This is a genomic window from Bifidobacterium imperatoris, assembly GCF_002860405.1.
Taxonomy (GTDB): Bacteria; Actinomycetota; Actinomycetes; order Actinomycetales; family Bifidobacteriaceae; genus Bifidobacterium; species Bifidobacterium imperatoris.
Genome location: NZ_NMWV01000012.1, coordinates 1 through 19,520 on the forward strand (window position 1 = coordinate 1; position 19,520 = coordinate 19,520).

Annotated in this window: 14 protein-coding genes and 1 pseudogene; 9 read left to right on the forward strand and 6 right to left on the reverse strand. The window is 57.3% G+C overall.

Annotation, left to right across the window (positions count from 1 at the left end):
- The 5 genes and pseudogenes from Tam1G_RS05230 to ribF all read left to right on the forward strand — a co-directional run.
- A pseudogene (locus tag Tam1G_RS05230) lies at positions 1-454 on the forward strand (transcription termination factor NusA); the annotation flags it as partial.
- Positions 455-721: 267 nt separating this feature from the next.
- A complete protein-coding gene (infB, locus tag Tam1G_RS05235; protein ID WP_101625701.1) occupies positions 722-3,625 on the forward strand; it encodes a translation initiation factor IF-2 in 2,904 nt (967 codons plus the stop codon).
- A gap of 152 nt (positions 3,626-3,777) precedes the next feature.
- Positions 3,778-4,305: a 30S ribosome-binding factor RbfA gene (rbfA, locus tag Tam1G_RS05240; RefSeq protein WP_101625702.1), complete on the forward strand. Its 528-nt coding sequence runs from the start codon at positions 3,778-3,780 to the stop codon at positions 4,303-4,305.
- Positions 4,306-4,377: 72 nt separating this feature from the next.
- On the forward strand, positions 4,378-5,487 hold the full coding sequence (truB, locus tag Tam1G_RS05245) for a tRNA pseudouridine(55) synthase TruB (RefSeq protein ID WP_101625703.1): 1,110 nt from the start codon (positions 4,378-4,380) through the stop codon (positions 5,485-5,487).
- Positions 5,488-5,602: 115 nt separating this feature from the next.
- On the forward strand, positions 5,603-6,790 hold the full coding sequence (gene ribF, locus Tam1G_RS05250; RefSeq protein WP_101625704.1) for a bifunctional riboflavin kinase/FMN adenylyltransferase: 1,188 nt from the start codon (positions 5,603-5,605) through the stop codon (positions 6,788-6,790).
- 71 nt (positions 6,791-6,861) lie between these two features.
- Here ribF and radA read toward each other — a convergent pair whose 3' ends face one another.
- On the reverse strand, positions 6,862-8,307 hold the full coding sequence (gene radA, locus Tam1G_RS05255) for a DNA repair protein RadA (protein ID WP_101625705.1): 1,446 nt from the start codon (positions 8,305-8,307) through the stop codon (positions 6,862-6,864).
- Positions 8,308-8,455: 148 nt separating this feature from the next.
- Between radA and Tam1G_RS05260 the strand changes: the two genes are divergently transcribed.
- Both Tam1G_RS05260 and Tam1G_RS05265 read left to right on the forward strand, forming a co-directional pair.
- Positions 8,456-9,085, forward strand: coding sequence for a hypothetical protein (locus tag Tam1G_RS05260; protein WP_033889894.1), 630 nt, complete (start codon positions 8,456-8,458; stop codon positions 9,083-9,085).
- 116 nt (positions 9,086-9,201) lie between these two features.
- Entirely contained in the window at positions 9,202-9,291 is a 90-nt protein-coding gene (locus Tam1G_RS05265) for a 30S ribosomal protein bS22 (protein ID WP_004268639.1), read from the forward strand.
- 167 nt (positions 9,292-9,458) lie between these two features.
- Here the strand turns inward: Tam1G_RS05265 and rpiA are convergent, their stop codons facing one another.
- From rpiA to Tam1G_RS05285, 4 genes are all read right to left on the reverse strand, one after another.
- A complete protein-coding gene (gene rpiA / locus Tam1G_RS05270) occupies positions 9,459-10,157 on the reverse strand; it encodes a ribose-5-phosphate isomerase RpiA (protein ID WP_033889892.1) in 699 nt (232 codons plus the stop codon).
- A gap of 171 nt (positions 10,158-10,328) precedes the next feature.
- Positions 10,329-11,282, reverse strand: a complete 954-nt coding sequence (locus tag Tam1G_RS05275) for a ribonuclease H family protein (protein WP_242689720.1) — start codon at positions 11,280-11,282, stop codon at positions 10,329-10,331.
- 180 nt (positions 11,283-11,462) lie between these two features.
- Positions 11,463-13,139 (reverse strand): phosphoglucomutase (alpha-D-glucose-1,6-bisphosphate-dependent), encoded by a 1,677-nt coding sequence (gene pgm / locus Tam1G_RS05280; RefSeq protein ID WP_033889889.1) that lies wholly within the window; start codon positions 13,137-13,139, stop codon positions 11,463-11,465.
- 210 nt (positions 13,140-13,349) lie between these two features.
- On the reverse strand, positions 13,350-14,873 hold the full coding sequence (locus Tam1G_RS05285) for a sugar porter family MFS transporter (protein ID WP_101625740.1): 1,524 nt from the start codon (positions 14,871-14,873) through the stop codon (positions 13,350-13,352).
- A gap of 432 nt (positions 14,874-15,305) precedes the next feature.
- Between Tam1G_RS05285 and Tam1G_RS05290 the strand changes: the two genes are divergently transcribed.
- Both Tam1G_RS05290 and Tam1G_RS05295 read left to right on the forward strand, forming a co-directional pair.
- Complete coding sequence (locus Tam1G_RS05290) at positions 15,306-17,378, forward strand: glucose PTS transporter subunit IIA (RefSeq protein WP_101625741.1); 2,073 nt, start codon at positions 15,306-15,308, stop codon at positions 17,376-17,378.
- A 55-nt stretch (positions 17,379-17,433) separates the two neighbouring features.
- A complete protein-coding gene (locus Tam1G_RS05295; RefSeq protein ID WP_101625707.1) occupies positions 17,434-18,276 on the forward strand; it encodes a PRD domain-containing protein in 843 nt (280 codons plus the stop codon).
- Positions 18,277-18,281: 5 nt separating this feature from the next.
- On the opposite strand, the gene Tam1G_RS05300 is transcribed toward Tam1G_RS05295, so the two are convergent.
- Entirely contained in the window at positions 18,282-19,460 is a 1,179-nt protein-coding gene (locus tag Tam1G_RS05300; protein WP_101625708.1) for a diacylglycerol/lipid kinase family protein, read from the reverse strand.
- Positions 19,461-19,520 lie beyond the last annotated feature (60 nt).

Genomic DNA, 19,520 nt, shown 5'->3' on the forward strand with positions numbered 1-19,520 from the left:
GCCGGAACTGGTTTCCGGTGCTGTGTCCATCATGGCCATTGCTCGTGAGGCTGGCGCTCGCACCAAGATTGCCGTCAAGGCCAACACCGAGGGCGTGAACCCGAAGGGTGCACTGATTGGGCCCGGTGGTTCCCGCGTGCGTGCGGTGATGGAAAACCTTGGCCCGGAGAAGATTGATATTGTTGACTACTCCGATGATCCGGCCAAGTTCGTGGCCGCTGCGCTTTCCCCGGCTGTGGCAACCGGCGTGCAGGTGATTAGCGAAAAGAACAAGACTGCCATCGCCTTCATCCATGACGATCAGCTTTCGCTGGCTATCGGCAAGGAAGGCCAGAATGCTCGTCTTGCCGCGAAGCTCACCGGCTGGAAGATCGGCATCGAATCTGCCGAGGCTCATGCGAAGAAGGTTGCCGCTGAGCAGGCAGCTCGTGAGGCTGCCGAGTCGCAGAACTGAGTAATCTGCTGCAAGCTGCAGTAGGTGTATAGACTGCCCAAAAGACCGCGAATTGTACCGACAATGGTACGGCTCGCGGTCTTTGTTATGCTATCCAGCGCTATGAGTATGCTTGACTGGCGTATGTGGGTTGTCGCAGTGTGCGTAAAATCGCCCGCACAAAAGCGAGGTAACACGATCATGGTCGAACGATGAGACAGGGTAGGCTTGCCGTCATCACCAACTGACCACGCTCTTGTACGCGTGGTCACAGAATAGGAGTAATTAGTGGGGAAACCACGCGTTTATGAATTAGCCAAGGACTTGCACGTCGACAGCAAGACCGTTCTTGAGAAGCTCAAGGACATGGGAGAGTTCGTCAAGTCCGCTTCTTCCACCATTGAGCCGCCGGTGGCTCGTCGTCTGAAGGCTGCATTCGCCAAGGATAACGATAAGAGCGGCGATAAGGGCAATGCTAAGCCCGCAGCTGCAGTTCCGCATAAGCCAGCTGCACCGAATACGACTCCGGCTGCCGCTGCACGCAGTGCCAAGAGCGCACAGGCTACGCCGGCTGCTCAGCAGAATAGCCAGAATACTCAAAATCATCACGCAACGCCGACTCCGGGTGCTCGTCCTGTACGTCCGGGCCAGGGCAATGCACGCCCGCAGGGCGGTGCTCGTCCGGCAGCTCCGTCTCCGGCACGTCATGGCGGTCAGCATGAAAACCGTGAAGGTGCTCGTCCTGCACGTCCGGGCCAGGGTCGTCCGAACGGTGGCCAGCCTGGTCAGCATCAGAACAACCGCAATGGTTCCGCTCGTCCGGCTCCGCACGGCAATGGCAATAATGGTGGCAACAACGCTACCTCCAATGCCATTCCGCGTCCGCACGCTCAGGGTCCGCGTCCGGGCAATAATCCGTTCTCTCGCAAGCAGGGCATGCATACGCCTACGCCGGGTGATATTCCGCGTCCGCATCCGATGGCTCGTCCGACTGCCGAAGGTGGCCGCAATGGTCGTCCAGGCCGTCCGGGCCAGGGACAAGGCCAGGGCCGTGGCTTCCGTGGCGGTCGTCCGGGCCAGGGCGGTCCTCGTCCAGGCCAGTGGGGCCATAACCGTCCGGGCCAGGGCGCTGGCGCTCAAGGCGGTGCCCAGGGCGGCGCACGCGGTGGTTTCCGCGGCGGTGCCGGTGGCAACAACTTCCAGGGCGGCGGTGCTCCGAGTAACGGTCCCGCACGCGGTGGCGGCCGCGGCGGTCGCGGCGGCGCTGCAGGTGCATTCGGCCGCCAGGGCGGCAAGTCCTCCAAGGCTCGTAAGAACCGTCTGGCAAAGCGTCAGGAATATGAGGAGCTGAAAGCACCAACCATTGGCGGCGTTCGCATTCCGAACGGCAATGGTCAGGTTATTCGTCTGCGTCAGGGTGCTTCTCTGGCTGATTTGGCCGAGAAGATCAACGTCAATCAGGCTGCCCTGGTGACTGTGCTCTTCCACCTGGGCCAGATGGCTACCGCTACCCAGTCCCTGGACGAAGAGACCTTCCAGATCCTGGGCGATGAGATCGGCTGGAAGATTCAGCTGGTCTCCGCTGAGGAAGAGGACAAGGAGCTGCTCCAGCAGTTTGACATCAACCTTGATGAGGAAGAGCTGCAGGATGATAAGGATCTGAAGCCTCGTCCGCCGGTTGTCACCGTTATGGGCCACGTCGATCACGGTAAGACCCGACTGCTGGATACCATTCGTAAGACCAACGTCATCGCACGCGAGGCCGGTGGTATTACCCAGCGCATCGGTGCATATCAGGTTACGGTGGATCTTGATGGCGAAGCCCGCAAGATCACCTTCCTCGATACCCCTGGCCATGAGGCGTTCACCGCAATGCGTGCCCGTGGTGCGGAGCTCACTGATGTTGCCATCCTTGTGGTTGCCGCTGACGATGGTGTGATGCCTCAGACCGTTGAGGCCATCAACCACGCTCAGGCAGCTAAGGTACCGATTGTCGTGGCTGTGAACAAGATCGATGTGCCTGGCGCCAATCCGGATAAGGTTCGCGGTCAGCTCACCGAGTTTGGTCTGGTTCCGGAAGAATACGGCGGCGATACTATGTTCGTCGACATTTCCGCCAAGCAGAACATCAACGTGGACAAGCTCCTCGAAGCTGTGCTGCTCACGGCCGATGCAGAGCTCGATCTTCGCGCCAATCCGAACATGGACGCCCGTGGTGCCACCGTCGAAGCCCGACTCGACAAGGGTCGTGGTGCTGTGGCCACCGTGCTGGTTCAGCAGGGTACGCTGCACGTTGGCGACGCCATCGTGGCCGGCACCTCCTACGGCCGCGTCCGTGCCATGCTCGACGAGAATGGTCACACGATGGAGGCCGCAGGTCCGTCCACGCCTGTTCAGGTGCTTGGCTTGACTTCCGTGCCTACCGCAGGTGATCTCTTCCTCGTGGCTTCCGATGATCGTGCGGCCCGCCAGATTGCTGAGAAGCGTCAGGCTACCGAGCGCGCCGCCCAGCTGGCAAAGCGTCGTAAGGTCGTCTCCCTTGAGGACTTCAAGAAGAAGTTCGCCGAGTCCGAGATCGACATGCTCAACATCGTCATCAAGGGCGATTCCTCCGGTTCTGTCGAGGCGCTGGAAGATTCCTTGATGAAGATCGAGGTGTCCGACGAAGTCGGCATCCAGGTTATCCACCGCGGCGTTGGTGCGATTACCCAGAACGATGTCAACCTGGCTACGGTCGACAAGGCCGTTATCATCGGCTTCAACGTGCGCCCGAACCGTCAGGTCGCCGACCTCGCCGAGCGCGAGGGCGTGGAGATCAAGTACTACTCGGTCATCTACCGTGCGATCGAAGACATTGAGGCATCCCTCAAGGGCATGCTCAAGCCGGAATATGAAGAGGTCGTCACCTCTCACTCCGAGATTCGCGAGATCTTCCGCTCCTCCAAGTTCGGCAACATCGCCGGCGTTATGGTGCAGGACGGCGAGGTCAAGCGTGGTACGAAGTGCCGTATTCTGCGCAATGGCGTTGCCACCGTCAACGACCTCGAGATCTCCTCGCTGCGTCGCTTCAAGGACGATGTCCAGTCCGTCAAGGAAGGCTACGAGGCCGGTATCAACCTCGGTACCTTCAACGACATCGAACTTGGCGACATTATCGAGACTTTCGAGATGCGCGAGGTTGAACGCAAGTAGTTCATGATGCGTATAGGCCCCCTCTGACGAGGGGGCTGTCAGCCGCAGGCAGACTGGGGGAGAGCCCTTTCTCATAGGTTCTTCCCACATCTGGCCTACGTTCGGCAGCCCCCTCCGATCAGAGGGGGCCAAATTATTGAAAGGAAACCCTTATGGCAGGAACCAACCCCCGTGCCGCACGCATTGCAGCGTTGATTCAGCGCGTTGTAGCCTCCTCCATCGAGCGTGAGCTGCATGATAAGCGTCTGACCAACATCACCGTCACCGAAGTGCGTGTGACCAACGATTTGCAGATTGCCAAGATTTACTGGACTCAGCTTGGCCACGAAGGCAAGGAAGCAGGAGAACGCAAGCGCGCTCAGCAGGCTCTTGACCAGGCCAAAGGCCATCTGCGTTCCCTGGTCGGTCACAAAGCTGGCCTGCGTCTGACCCCTCAGCTGCAGTTCGTGTTCGATGAAGTGCCCGGCGAGGCTCACGAGATCGAAGATATTCTGGCTTTGGCTCGCAAGCGTGATGAGGAACTCGCAAAGGCTCGCGCCACCGCCCAATACGCTGGTGATGCCGACCCATACAAGCACGATGATGAGCCTGAAGACGATTCGAACTTCGAAGACGACCTTGATTCCGATGATGATGCGGACGACTTCGAAGACGATTCCGTGGACTCCTCCGAAGAATAAACTGTCAACCCAGCCGAAGGCGAAGAACACCATATCGAGCGAAGCTCGCCTCTGTTCTTGCGAAGGAGAACCATGCCACAATCCACTCCATCCGGCCTGCTTATTATTGACAAGCCGCAGGGTGTGACCAGTTTTGATGCGGTGGCCGCAGTACGTGGCGCACTGCATATCAAAAAAGTAGGCCATGCGGGCACGCTTGACCCTATGGCCACTGGTGCGTTGGTGATTGCATTCGGTCATGCTACGCGCTTATTGAACGCGATTGTGGCACACGATAAAACCTATGAGGCTACGATTCGCCTTGGCCTCGGTACCACTACCGATGACGCCGAAGGCGAATTGGTGCATGCGGCTGCTTCTACTGATGTGCAAGGTCTTACTGAATCACTGATTCGTGAGACTATCGAGAGTCGTTTCACAGGTGATATTGAACAAGTGCCAAATACCTTCTCCGCCATCAAAATCGATGGCAAGCGAGCTTACGATTTGGCTCGTGAAGGCAAGGACGTGGAGTTGAAGGCCAGGCCGGTGACGATAGGTGAGTTTACGGTTTTGGCCGTTCGCCGAGGCTTCGTACCGGGCAAATGCGCTGGTGAACCACTTATGCAAGCCGAGACGAACATGCCTTCCGGCATGGTTCCAGTAGTGGATGTCGATGTTCGAGTCAGTTGTTCGTCCGGCACATATATCCGTGCGCTGGCCCGTGACTTGGGTGCTGAACTTGGCGTAGGCGGACATTTGATTCGTTTGCGTCGCACACGAGTCGGTAGGTTCGCGTTGCCGGACGATACGAGCGGGCTGATTAGTGATAGCGCCATGAGCGAAACTCATACACATACGATTACTGCCCATACGGAGTCGAAAACATTCACCACTCGCGAAGGCGAAACCATCACTCGTAGTAAATGCGTGTTGGATACTCCCGCTGAGTTATCTGGTGATGATCGCCGTACTTGGTTGCTGGATCATGCTCTGACGATGGAACAAGCCGCTCGAGGCGCTATGCCGGCATTGGATATCACCACCGAGGAGGCTGCGGAACTGCGGTTCGGACGCCGCATCGAGCGCACCATCAGCGAACCTACGGCCGCCATTGTTCCGCAGACTCATGATGTAGTGGCAATTGTTGAGCGAGCCAATGCGCATCAGGCGAAGCCCGCTACCGTATTCCCCATCGCGTAAAGTAGACGCGGTTAGTTTGATGCTTCGGGCTCCTCTTTATGAGGGAAGCGATCACGCGAAAGCGTGACCGCACAACATGTACGGCCCAGTTTGAATAAAAGGAATCCTACGAGATATGGAAATTACTTATCTGACTCCGGATGAACAGGGCGAAGTCGCTTGGCCCTCGTTCGATAACGATAAGAAGGCCGTGGTGACGCTCGGTGCGTTCGACGGCATGCATCTGGGGCATCAAGCCGTTATCAAGCGTGTAGTGGAGCTTGCCAAGAAACACGATTCATTCTCCGTGGTGATTCTTTTTGAACCGCGCCCGGCTTTTGTGCACGGATGGGCCGCCAAGCACGATGGACAGGAACCTACGGAGGCCAATATCGATGCCGAAGCTTTGACCAGTGTGCATGAGCGTCTGCAGCGTATTGAGCAGCTTGGTGTGGATCATGTGCTTGTGGTCCGTTATACGTTGGCGTTTGCTTCAAAGTCGTACATTTTCTTCCTTGGCCGACTGGTTGGCAAGCTGGGCATGCGCACGCTGGTGCTTGGTCAGGATGCTGCTTTGGGCAAAGACCGTGCAGGCGACATCAAGCATATTGCCAATCTGGCTGCTGGCGCTGGCGTGTTCGAGCTGGATGTGGTGGATGATCGTGGTCCGGGCGAGGTGCGTATTCCCCGTGATTTCAAGCCGCAAATGCCGTCTGAATGGGGGGAGCCGGCCGATCCGCTGGCTGGGCTGAGCAAGGCGGAACGTCGCTCTTGGAGCAAGAAGCATCAAGCCAAGGCCATGCGTGCCTGGAGCTCCACCAATGTGCGCTACCTCTTGGCGCATGGCCGTATTCAGGAAGCTAACGCCATTTTGGGTGCGCCTCATGCCATTGAAGGCGAAGTAGTGCATGGCGAAGAGCGTGGCCGTACCATTGGCTTCCCAACTGCGAACCTTGGCACTGATATCGAAGGCTACATTCCCGTGGACGGCGTATATGCCGGCTGGCTGGTGGATTTGGGCGTGAAAAACGCTGATTCCAGCGAGCGGCCCGAAACCGATGCGTCACCCGAGGAGCAGTCTGCTCGACGCTGGCCGGCCGCCATTTCCATCGGCACCAAGCCCACGTTCAGTGAGAAGACCGGTCTCAACGAACGCGTGGTGGAGTCCTACTGCATCACCGATGATTGGCTTGACCTTTATGGGCACAAGGTGCGCGTGGAATTCACCGGATTCCTCCGCCCACAAGTCAAGTTTGACGGTGTAGATGCACTGACTGCAGAGCTCAAGCGTAACGTTGAGGAAACCAAGCGTCTGACCGCGTAGCGGCCGCCTATGATTCACGCTGAGAAAGGCATATAAGCTGTTGGAGCTGATAATCGTTCCAACAGCTTCTTTTATTTCTTAATGCCTAATGCCTCCAAAGCATCGGTCAGTGTTCCCACCTCAATCAACCGGAGCCCATCGATGTGCACTGGTTTACGCAGCGGAGGAATAACTGCCGTGGTAAAACCCAAACGAGCTGCTTCTCGCAGCCTATATTCCATACGTGGTGCGGGCCTCACCTGACCGGTTAGGGAAATCTCGCCAATCGCGCATGTGGTTTTCGCAATAGGCTTTGCGGTTGCGGCGCTCGCCAACGCGCTCACAATGGCTAAATCCGAGCCGGGTTCTTTAGCCTGCCCTCCGGCGATAGTGGATACGTAGAGGTCATTGGCCAATAGATTGAGCTTGCTGTGACGATATAACACCGCCGTCAGCATGGCAATACGGCTGGGATCCACGCCATTAACCGCTCTGCGAGGCGTAGGCAACACTGATTTGGTTACCAATGCCTGCACTTCGATAGGCAGACTGCGATGACCATCGAGCGTGAACGTCACACAAGTACCTTCTACCGGTGTGGAATCAGTGGTAGAAGGGCCGCCTCCAGACAGGAACAATCCTGATGGATCAGTGACTTCCTCAATACCCTCGCCGCTCATATCAAAACATCCGATCTCATCGGTCGGTCCAAAGCGATTCTTGATTGCGCGCAACATACGGAGCGCTGTTTCGCTATCACCCTCAAATTGGCACACCACATCAACCAAATGCTCAAGCGTGCGTGGGCCAGCAATAGAACCATCCTTGGTTACATGTCCCACTAAAAACACTGGAATATCCAGAGTTTTAGCAGTATCGATAAGCGCGCTTGCCACTTCGCGCACTTGTGTGGAACCGCCTGAAATGCCATCAACCTCTTGAGAGACAATGGTTTGCGCGGAATCAACAATAACCAAAGCCGGCTTGGTTTGTTCAATCAATCCTAACGCGGTGGCCAAATCAGTGGTGGAAGCCAGCAGCAGATTCGGCTCCACGGCGTTGATGCGCGAGGCGCGAAGTCGAACCTGAGCTTGTGATTCCTCGCCGGAAATATACAGCACGGTGTGCGCATTGCTGTTATCAACGCTTGCTACAGCTCTGGCCACATTGCCCGCCGTTTGCAACAGCAGAGTTGATTTGCCGATGCCTGGCTCTCCGGCGATTAATGTCACCGAACCAGGCACCACGCCGCCGCCGAGTACTCGATCGAACTCGCTGAACCCAGTGGATAGCCGCTCCACAGTCTCTGTGCCGATCTCAGTAATGGGTTTTGCTGCTGAACGGGAAGTATCGGCTACGGTAATCGACTGTGTACGCGAGGTGCGGCCGGGGGCTGCCGTTTTGGAACCCGCAGCCGGTCGAGCCTCGTGGAATTCCTCCACGGTGCCCCATTGCCCGCACTCAGGGCATTTGCCATACCACTTCGAGCCGTTCCACCCGCATTCGGAACATACGTATTGCACAGTTGATTTCGCCATGCTTCCACCCTAACGCCGAATATGAGGCGCGGTAAAATTTTTCCCTGCTAGCCCCTCAGGGGATCAATGCTGCGTGAAGATTCCAACAATCGCCGTAATGCTCTTGATATATCGAGCAGCGTCACACGGCTGTGAGAGAATCAAGGGCATGACTAACTCCGAGAATGTTTCGACTACACAATCCCACGGCAAGTTGATCGCAGTCGTCATCGCAGCCGCTGTGGTTATCGTTTTGGCAGTACTTTCGGCGTTCATCTGGCCGGGCTGGGCAATCGTTTCGAAAAACGATACCAACGCTACACAGACCACTCAGCAGCAGTCTACGGATACTGAGCCTACTAAGCCGACCATCGATCCTACCGCTTTGCCGGATGACGCAAGCGAGCTGTTGAAGGCCATGCCGGACAGTGTATTGAACTTTGCTCGTACCAAGGCTGAGGCTTCTACCTCATGGAGCAGTGCTTCCCCTCTTGAGGAATACACGGTGACCTACTCCACTGGGGATACGGCCAAGGATATTACGTTGATTGTGGCCCAGTGGTCCACCGCCGACAATGCCAAGACACAATATGATGCTTTGGCTGCCGCTCAAACTGGCGAAGAACTGGCTTCCGGCAATGTGAAGGTGTCCGGTGACGCAACTGGTTCGTACACCGTCAAGGCTGATGCATCAGATGCTAAGAAAGCTGTGGCCACTTGGCAGAACGATACGGTGGTGTTCCAGGCCAGCGGTAACAAGCAGGCGCTTGAGCGTTTCTACCAGAAGTTCCCGCTGTAAACCGTCTGATGACTCGCTCAACTACGTTGTGCGCCACACAGGTTTTCTCTGTCTGGCAAGACGTGTACTATAGTGCGAGTTGCAACTTTTACGATTAATCGAAATGGAGGCTTCAGATGGGTTCTGTCATCAAGAAGCGCCGCAAGCGGATGAGCAAGAAGAAGCACCGCAAACTGCTGCGTAAGACCCGCCACCAGCGCAAGTAGTCTTACTTAGCGATTTAAGGCATTGAAAACCCCGCGAGCCGTTTGGCTGCGGGGTTTCTTTATCTTCCGTCTGCTGTGCCGAGTAATGCAAAGAGCCGCACCTGCGTTGTGCAGATGCGGCTCTTGGTGTTGCGTCAGCTAGTAGCGGGCATCGCGCCCGCAACGGCTCACTTGTTGGAGTTGGTCATGACGCGCGGACCGTTCGGGTCGCCGACGATGACCTTGTCCACCATGTTGAGGAACAGGCCGTGCTCCACCACGCCAACAGTGGTGATGAGATCCTCGGCCAGCTCCTGCGGATGGTCGATGCGATCCAGGTGTAGATCAACCACGAAGTTGTTCTCGTCGGTGCGCACTTCCTTGCCCTCGGCATCAAGACGCAGCACCGGCTTGTAGCCCTTGGCTTCGAACTTCTTGATGACGTGGCCGGCACCGAACGGAATCACCTCGACCGGCAGCGGGAACTTGCCGATGGTGTCCACAACCTTGGACTCATCCACAATCCAGACGATCTGGTTGGAGTTGGTGGCCACGATCTTCTCCCACAGCAGGGCAGCGCCGCCACCCTTGATGCCGTTGAAGTTCTTGTCCACTTCGTCGGCACCATCGATGGTGATGTCGATGTGGTCCACATCGTCGATGTCCACGATCTTGATGCCGTAGCTCTCAGCCTGAGCCTGGGTGCGGCGGGAGGTGGTCACACCGGTGAACTCCAGGCCTTCCTCCTGATGGCGGCGGCCAAGCTCGTCCACCAGGAACTTCACGGTGGAGCCGGTGCCGAGGCCTGCGATCATGCCATCCTGAATGAGCTTGGCGGCTTCGATGCCGGCGGCCTTCTTCAGCGCGTCCTGCTGAGCCTTATCCATGAGTTGTTCTCCTTTGTTTTCTCTGGGGTCAACCGTATGTATTAACGGTGTAAAGCCTTCTCTCTTATCCTAACGCGGATGAGCGAATTTGTGCCCTCGTGTCCGTTTCCTATGCGTATGCGTGCGGCTGTGTGATGTGAGATTTATCGCAGAGTCGCACACATGGGAAGCTTATTTGCGGAAGAAGGGTGCATTAGTGATAGTCAGATTCCCATCGCCGTCTACATAGCCTTCAATCGCAATGGTGCCAGAGATTGGCATCGGCTGACCGTTGAAGTACGGGCTGGTCTTTGGCGCGGGGGAGAAGATTAGGTTGCCGGAGACGGTAAGTCCGCTTGGTGTTGCTGAGCGTGATGCTACAGAAGCTGCTGGTGTGCTGTGTTCTGCTGTGATGGCTACCTGTGCAGCATCAGTCTCTTCTGCTGGTGCATCTGCCGCCGGCTTGGCAGTGGAACCGCTAAAGTCCAAATCCGGTACGCCCTCAGGCTCGCTCAGTAGGTCAGCGATTGATTGCTTTCGTGTGGTTGGTTCCTGTGATCCGGCACCGGCAGAAGGTGATGAGCCGGTTTCAGGTTTGCGCAGATCAGCCGCGTCAGCCTTACCATCCAACACCAGCTGTACATCAGGTGGAACATCAGTGCCATGCGCATATTCAGAATTCAGCAGCGACTGCCAGCCTTCAATCGGCAGATATCCATCGCGTGCACCCGAACGGCAGTCACCAGCGTATGTTCGAGCCAATTCGTCTACCAGCTCGTTGCCGGCGTTGCCAGCATGACCTTTAACCCATTTGAAATTCACAGGTCCCGGCCTGCGTGAAATCTCAGCGTCAATTGCTTTGATCAGCTCTACATTCTTGACCGGCTTCTTCTGTGAATTCTTCCAACCGTTGCGCTTCCAACCCTTCACCCAAGTGGTGGAGCAGTTGATCGCATACTGTGAATCGGATTCGATGAGCAGCGGTTCGGAACCGGGGTGCGCTCGCAGTGCTTCAAGCACCGCGCACAACTCGCCGATTTGATTCGTGCCGTTTGTGGCGCCGCCTGCATCATAGCCATGCTCGTCATGCTCGTGGCCAGGTGTGCCGCCTGCATTCTTCGCATGGTCGGCCCACGCCCACCCCATTGGACCATTAGGATTGCCCAACGCGCTTCCGTCTGTAGATACGGTAATAGTCATGTGCCCACACTATCGCATAGGGCGTCGGATGCGGCTGATGCGTTGTGAGAATGCTCGCAACAGTAAAAGGGCGTTGGACTGTGAATCACAATCCAACGCCCTAACGCTCTAGGATTTAGCGGGACATCACTCGCTCAGAGCCTTATCGACCACGAGCTTGGCCTCGTCGAGCACCTTGTCGAGAGCTTCAGGGCTCTCGAAGGACTCGGCGTACACCTTGTAGATGTTCTCGGTGCCGGAAGGACGGGCTGCGAACCAGTTGTCCTTGGTGGTGACCTTCAGACCACCGATCTTGGCGTGGTTACCAGGAGCTTCGGTGAGCTTGGCGGTGATGTCTTCGCCGGCAAGCTGGGTGGCAGTTACATCGTCACCGGTGAGCTTGGCGAACTTCTGCTTCTGCTCAAGGGTGGTCGGGGTGTCAACGCGCTTGTACCAGGATTCGCCGAAGCGAGCCACCTGATCCTTGTGCAGCTCAGCCGGGTTCTTGCCGGTCTTCGCAGTGATCTCAGCGGCCAGCAGGTCGGGGATGAGGCCATCCTTATCGGTGGTCCACACGCGGCCATCGCGACGCAGGAAGCTCATGCCGGAGCTTTCCTCGCCACCGAAGGCGACCTCGCCGGTGAACAGCGGGTCGACGAACCACTTGAAGCCGACCGGAACCTCAACCAGCTTGGCGTTGATGGAGGCGGCCACGCGGTCAATCAGGGAGGAGGAGACCAGCGTCTTGCCGATGCCGGCGCCAGCAGGCCAATCCGGACGGTTGCCGCCGAACAGGTATTCCACAACCACGGCGATGTAGTGGTTCGGGTTCATGACGCCCCAGTTCGGGCAGACGATGCCGTGACGATCGGCATCCGGATCGGTGCCGCCGACCAGATCGTACTTGTCCCAAGCGCCGGCGTTGAGCTGGTCAACCAAACCCTTCATGGCGTACGGGGAAGACGGATCCATACGAATCTTGCCGTCGTGATCGATGGTCATGAAACGCCAGGTCGGATCAACCTCGGGGCGCACGACGCCGATGTTCAGACCGTACTTCTCGTTGATGAGCGGCCAGTAGTTCACGGAAGCGCCGCCGAGCGGGTCAATGCCGAGGCGCACACCGGAGTTGCGGATCACATCGAAGTCGATGACGTTCTTCAGATCGTCAACGTAGTGCTCGCGGAAGTCGAAGCCCTCGACGTACTCGGACTTGATGGCCTCCTCATACGGCACACGCTTGATGTTCTTGTAATCGCCGAGCAGCTCGTTGGCGCGAGCGGCGATGGCGTTGGTGGTCTCAGCCGGAGCCGGGCCGCCGGTAACGGGGTCGTACTTGAAGCCGCCATCGGTCGGCGGGTTGTGGGACGGGGTGACGACGATGCCGTCGGCAAGGCCTTCGCCCTCGAAGCGCTGGGTACCATCAGCCGCGCGGTTGTGGGTCAGGATAGCCTGGGAGACCACAGGGGTCGGCACGAAGTCATCGCGGGAATCGATGCGAACGTGCACGCCGTTGGCCACGAGCACCTCGATAGCGGTCTTCTTGGCCGGGCCGGAGAGCGCGTGGGTGTCGGAGCCGAGGTACAGCGGGCCGGTGACACCAGCCTTCTTACGGTATTCGGCGATGGCCTGGGAGATGGCGATGATGTGAGCCTCGTTGAACGAGGTCTTCAGGGACGATCCGCGGTGGCCGGAGGTGCCGAAGATGACACGCTGCTCGGGAACGGACGGATCGGGGACAAGGTCATAGTACTTGCCGATGACCTCATCGACGTTGATCAGATCTGCTGGGGTGGCGGGTAAGCCCGCATTTTTTGCTACCATGCTTCCCTATTGTGCCACGGATTTCAACGTTTTGGGCGAAGCTATGTTAAGAGTTGTCAACTTCTGTGCGAATGGTGAAAAAAGAGGTGGCGACACGCGGACGAGAAGCGCCAACTCCCTCTGCAAAGCATGGCAAAAATTAGTAATGGCCGGTATTGCATCCCGAAATAATCGAGGCAATACCGGCCGTCAGCTAATGGTGATAAGGAATCAGTGGCGGGATATTTCCTTCTCGATCTCCTCCAGTGACTTGCCCTTGGTCTCAGGCACGAAACGCAGCACGAACGGAATGGACAGGGCCGCGAACACACCGAAGATGGCGAACGGGCCACCCACATTGTTGCCGAACGCGTCGAGCAGCACGAGGAAGAACTGGGAGACGATGAAGTTGCCCAGCCAGTTGGCGGCGGAACCGAAGGAGGAGCCGATGCCGCGCACGGACAGCGGGAAGATCTCACCGATCAGCACCCAGGCGATCGGACCCCAGGAGATGGCGAAACCGAGGATATAGAAGGCGATCAGAATCATGGTCGGCACAGCGAGCACAGCAACGTCGCCCACGAAGTTCATCACAGCGAGAATGGCTAGGGAGACGGTCATCACGATGGAACCGAAAATCAGCATGCCCTTGCGCGGGAACTTGTCCATGATCATGGTGGCCACGATGGTGGAGACGAAGTTCACCACGCCGATGCCCACGGACACCCAGATGGCGTCTGCTTCAGGGAAGCCGAAGCCCTTGATGAACACCTGCGGCAGGAAGTAGATCACGGAGTTGATGCCGACGAGCTGCTGGAAGAGCATGATGCCGATGGCAGCGATGAGTGCCGGGCGGGCGATACGGAACAGTTCGCGCACGCCACCCTTGGTGTCCTGGGCGGCGACAGCCTTGATTTCGTCGAGTTCGAGCTGCACCTGTGCCTGGTCGACATCCTTGCGAATCAGGGTCAGCACTTTGAATGCGTTGCGCTCGTCGCCCTTGTTCACCAGGTAACGCGGGGATTCCGGCAGCAGAATACCACCGATGAGCAGCAGTGCGGCCGGCACCAGTGCGGAACCGAGCATCCAACGCCAATCACGGGCGCCGAGCAGATTGTGGCCCAGGAAGCCGAGGTTGGAGGCGTAGGCCAGCAGGATACCGAACGTGATCATGAGCTGGAACAGCGTGGAAAGCGAGCCGCGGCGCTCCTTCGGCGCGAGCTCAGCCAGGTAAGCCGGAGTCAAAGCGGAGGCGGCACCCACGGCAAGGCCCAGGATGATGCGGGCGGCAACCATCATCAGGAAGCCGGTAGCGGTGGCGCACATACCCGAGCCGATGAGGAACAGGATGGCGGAGACGATGAGCAGCTTCTTACGGCCGAACTTGTCGGACAGGGCGCCGATGGACAATGCGCCGGCGCAGGAGCCGATGAGCACGGAGGAGGTGATGAAGCCGGTCTGGGAGACGCTCAGTCCGAAGTCCGATTCGATCAGCGGGGAAGCGCCGGAGATGATGCCGGTGTCGAAGCCAAACAGCATGCCGCCAAGGGCGCCGAACGTGAAGATGAATGAGCTGTTCAGCGGGAATCGGGAAGAGAATCCGCGAGATTCCGCCGCCTCGATGGTCTCAATCGTGTTGGTTGCCATGTTTGCCATTGCGTTGGCGCCGTTCTCAAGTGCCTCGGTGGCATCTGCCGCCACGTTTGCTGATGCGGCTGTGGTGTTTGCCGTCGTCATTGCTGTCGTTCCTTTCATCGCCATTGACGGAGTGCATTCGGTTGCACCCCATGTGCTGCGTGCAGGTAGTACCTCGTTGTGCCACCGAAAACAAAAAAGACCTGGAACAATGTGGAATGCGCGCATCCAATACGGCAATAGCCGCATCTGGATATGCAAATTCCACATCGCTCCAGGTCTTGCCTCGTTTCCAAGTAACAACCCTGCTACGCAACGTGTGAAGAACAGGATACGACTTTTCCGCTCGCGACACTCCGATAGTCGGACGATTTTTGCAATCGTTTGCGTTGGGTAAATGGACAAGGCCGTACTTGATGCGAGACAATGGCGGAGCATACGGTGAAGGGAGTGAACGTGGCGGTATCGAAAGCATCATCTACGCAGACGCAGGATGCGCCGGCTACGGAACTACTTGCAACTGCTCCCGCATCTGCCGCTTCCTCGTCAGCGATGGCCAAGCAGATTCTCGAAGCCCTTGGCGGCGCGCCCAATATCCGTGAACTCACCCACTGTGCCACTCGACTGCACGTTACGCTTGACGACGAGCGTTATGCCAACCTGAAACAGATTGAATCCATTCCCGGTGTGCTCGGCGCATTCCCACGAGCTGGCGGGCGTTGTCAAATCATCATCGGCGGTGCTGTGGCCTCGGTATATGAGCGCATGATAAGCATGATGAATGCAGCTGCTGCATCCGGCGTAACCGAAAAATCCATGGAGGCCGCAGATCCTTCCGATGCCGCAGACTCCGGCGCAGCAAGCCAGGAGGCTCCGCAATCATTCGCGTCTCGCACGCCGCGAGCATGGGCAAGCGCCATCCTCGACTATGTTTCCGATGCCTTCCGCCCGCTGCTCGGCGTGCTGCTGGGCGCATCCATGATTATTGCGCTCGCCAACGTGGCCGTAGCGCTAGGACTCACTCCGGACGGCAACGCTACTGACGGTTGGCGAGCATTGAAGGCCATCTGGGAAGTCATGTTCGTGATGCTTCCTATCATGATTGCCACCAATGCCGCCCGCAAGCTCAACGTCGACCCTTGGCTTGGCGGTGCGATCATGTCAGCGCTATTAGCTCCCCAACTTGCAGGCTTGAGCGGTGGCATCAATGTATTCGGCATCACCATGCCCATCAATGACTACAGCGGCAACATCTTTGTGCCGTTGCTTATGGTCGTGTTGCTGGCCATGATTTATCACGGGCTGAAACGCGTGATTCCAGACAGCGTGCAGCTCGTGTTCGCGCCGTTCTGCTCGCTCGTGGTGGTGTATCTGCTCTCGGTACTGTTCGTCGGTCCGCTTGGCGTATGGGTTGGCGATGAATTAAGTGCGGGCACGGCATGGTTGAACACGCATGTGCCGTTCCTGTTTGCGCTCTTGATACCTATGCTCTACCCGTTCCTAGTGCCACTCGGCCTGCATTGGCCGTTGAATGCTCTGATGCTGATGAACATTCAGACGTTGGGCTATGACTTCGTGCAGGGGCCGATGGGCGTTTGGAATTTTGCTTGCTTCGGTGTGACCGCGGGAGTGCTCATGCTCTCTATTCGTGAGCATGATGCCGATATGCGCCAGACTTCGCTCAGTGCATTACTTGCTGGTTTGCTCGGCGGTGTTTCAGAACTCAGTTTGTATGGTATTCATCTTCAGCATCGCCGCACGTACCGATGGCTGCTCGCCGGTTGTGCAGCTGGAGGCCTCTCTAGTGCGGTGCTCAGTTGGGCGTTTCCCTCGGTGTTGCCTTCCGGGCAGACGATTCATGGAGTGACGACTACGGCGTTCGCTTTTTCCTCGTTGTTGACCATTCCGGTGTTCGACCGTGCATGGGTATATGCACTGTCCATCACCATTGCATTTGCTGTTGCCATGATGTTGACGGTGATATTCGATTACCGTATGCCGCAAAGCGCTCACGAGACCGAAACTTCAGCAAAGTCGGCGGCCGGGATGTCCGCTGCTGCAATCGCTGATGTTGAGGATTCCGCCGTTCCTGCGCAACAGCTTTGGCATGCCGAGTCTTCCAATGCTGTCTTCGCTCCCATCGCAGGCGTAGTAGTCGGTTTGGAATCCATCGGCGACCCGGTATTCGCATCCAAGGCGCTTGGTGATGGGGTTGGCATCGTGCCTGATGGTTCGGCTGGTATCGCTGCGGTGCATGCGCCGGTAAGCGGCACCATCAAAACCGTGGCCAAAACCGGTCATGCGCTCGGCATCAAAACCGACGATGGTATTGAAGTGCTGGTACATGTCGGTCTCGATACCGTAGATATGGGCGGCGAAGGATTCGCCTTGCAAGTTGCAAAAGGGGAGCATGTTTCTGCTGGCGATGTACTGCTGCAGGTGGATTTCGAGGCTATTGCCCAAGCCTGTCATAATCCGGTGGTCGTGGTGACCGTAGTCAATACGATGGCGATGACTTCGGTAGTGCCGCTGCTCATGCCTGCCGACAGCCCAAGCGCCGACGTGCGGCAAGGCGAGCCGAGAAAGGTGACTGCCGGAGAACCTATTATCGATGTAGAGCGTTAGTGGTTAATGCGGCAATCGAATAATCGGCAGATCGACCAACGAGGGGAGGTGCGTCATGGAAATACTGAGAGTGTTCAACAATAACGTCGTGCTTGCCAAAGACGGCAATGGCGGTGAAGTGATTCTTACTGGCCGAGGCTTGGGCTTTCAGGCCAAGCCAGGGCAGTCGGTGGACGAATCGAAGATTGTGCGCACCTTTGTGCCAGCGGATGGCCGAGACCCTGATCATCTGGCACAGATGCTTTCGGATATTGATCCGGAGATTATTCGTATTGTTGTGGATGCCATGAAACAGGCTGGACTGGGGGAGCGGGAGATTGGCAGCACCACATTGGTGATGGCGCTCTCCGACCACATCGCCGGAGCCATCGCGAGGCAGAAGCGCGGTATTGCAGTCGAATATCCGCTGGTCGGTGAGATCAGCAACCTCTATCCCAAGGAATACGAGCAGGGTTGTGCATTGCTCAAAGCCATTAATGGCAAGCTTGCGGAACCACTGCCGGATGGTGAGGAAACATCGCTAGCCATGCATCTGGTGAACGCAGGGTTTGCCACTGGAGACTTGACATACACGTACACAATGACCGGCGTGATTCAGCAGATGCTCGACATCATCGAGCATACATATGGACTGAAATTGGACCGTGAATCCGTCAATGTCGGGCGTTTCATCACCCATTTGCGGTACCTGTTTATTCGTATCCATCAGAACAAGCAGCTTGCTGACGAGCCAGCGCCGATCATCAATGCGATTCGCGATGCCTACCCCGAGGCACTGCGTTGCGCATCGACCATCGGCCGCCTACTGGAATTGCGTCTGGATGCGGATGTGAGCGAAGACGAAGTAGCCTATCTCGCCATGCATGTGGCGCGAGTCACAGCCGACGCACGCCAATAGCAGCACTACTTCACCGGCTCCAGAATACTCGTCGTCTCAGCGAAATCGGACGTGGCGTTCGCCGCCGCAACCTGAGCGGTCTTCAACGTGGAGGTATCCGGCACACGCACGATGAGCGCTCGCTGGTCCACGGAGAAACGAATGTGCTTGGTCTCCGGCAACATGTCGCCATCCACCTGAGCCTTGGCGGGCTTTTCCAACGTAATTTCCGCGGTGATGCCTTGCACCTGCTCTACCGTGGAATTGGTGGAGAGCGGGTTCTGCTCGGGCTTCCCGGTAATAGTCTGATGTACCACATCGCCGAACAGGTTTGCCCAGCCCAGAATGCCGCCGGTGGTGTCGATGATTTCAAAATCAAGGATGCCGTCATCGTATGAGGCGGCGGGCATCAGCGAGAATACTGGGATTTGGCCGCAATTGCCGGCCATGATCGTACGAAAATCAAGGTTCTTGATGGAATGAGTGGAACCATCGGAACTGGTGATAGTCAGGTTGCCACGGAACTTTGGTGCGAACAAATTCTTGATGCCGCCCACAAAATAAGCAAGCCAGCTGATGTTGGCTTTCAACGCCGGGTCGGTATCGTCAATCATGGCGGCATCGAAGCCGATGCCGGCGATGATGAGGAACGCGTGGCCGTGATCATCTTCAGGATGGTCAAGCAGTCGGAGACGGCCCATGTCCACTAAGCGAGAGCCGTGAGAGGTGGCCACGGTCAGTGCCGCATCGATATCGTCCACGGGAATGCCCATATTGCGGGCAAACAGGTTGCCGGTGCCGATGGGAATGATGCCCAGTGCATGGCCGGTACCGGAAACCGCGCTCGCCACCGTGCGCACCGTGCCGTCACCGCCGACTGCGATGACCACATCAGCACCATCTTCGAGTGCTTCCAATGCGCAGGCGCGCCCATCCTTATCGAGTTGCGTATCGTAGAAGCGAATGCGGTTCAATCCTTTGGAGCGGCAGAACTCCTGAATATGCAGACGCTGAGTGGCGGCCTGAGGCTTGGAAGGGTTGATAATAAAGGCGTACTGCACCTCATCGTCCCTACGCTTTTCCAGCGTTTCGGCGAGCCTGCGGCGACGCTCGGCGCGAATACCCAAGACGATGGCTGCAATAAACACCGCAAGAAGCAGCACCGCGGCGATGATGATAAGCACTGTAAGCGTGGACTGAGGCATGATTCCTATTTGTAGTGGCACTCAAGGAACAAACGCCGAAGGTTGCGGGAACGTGAACAA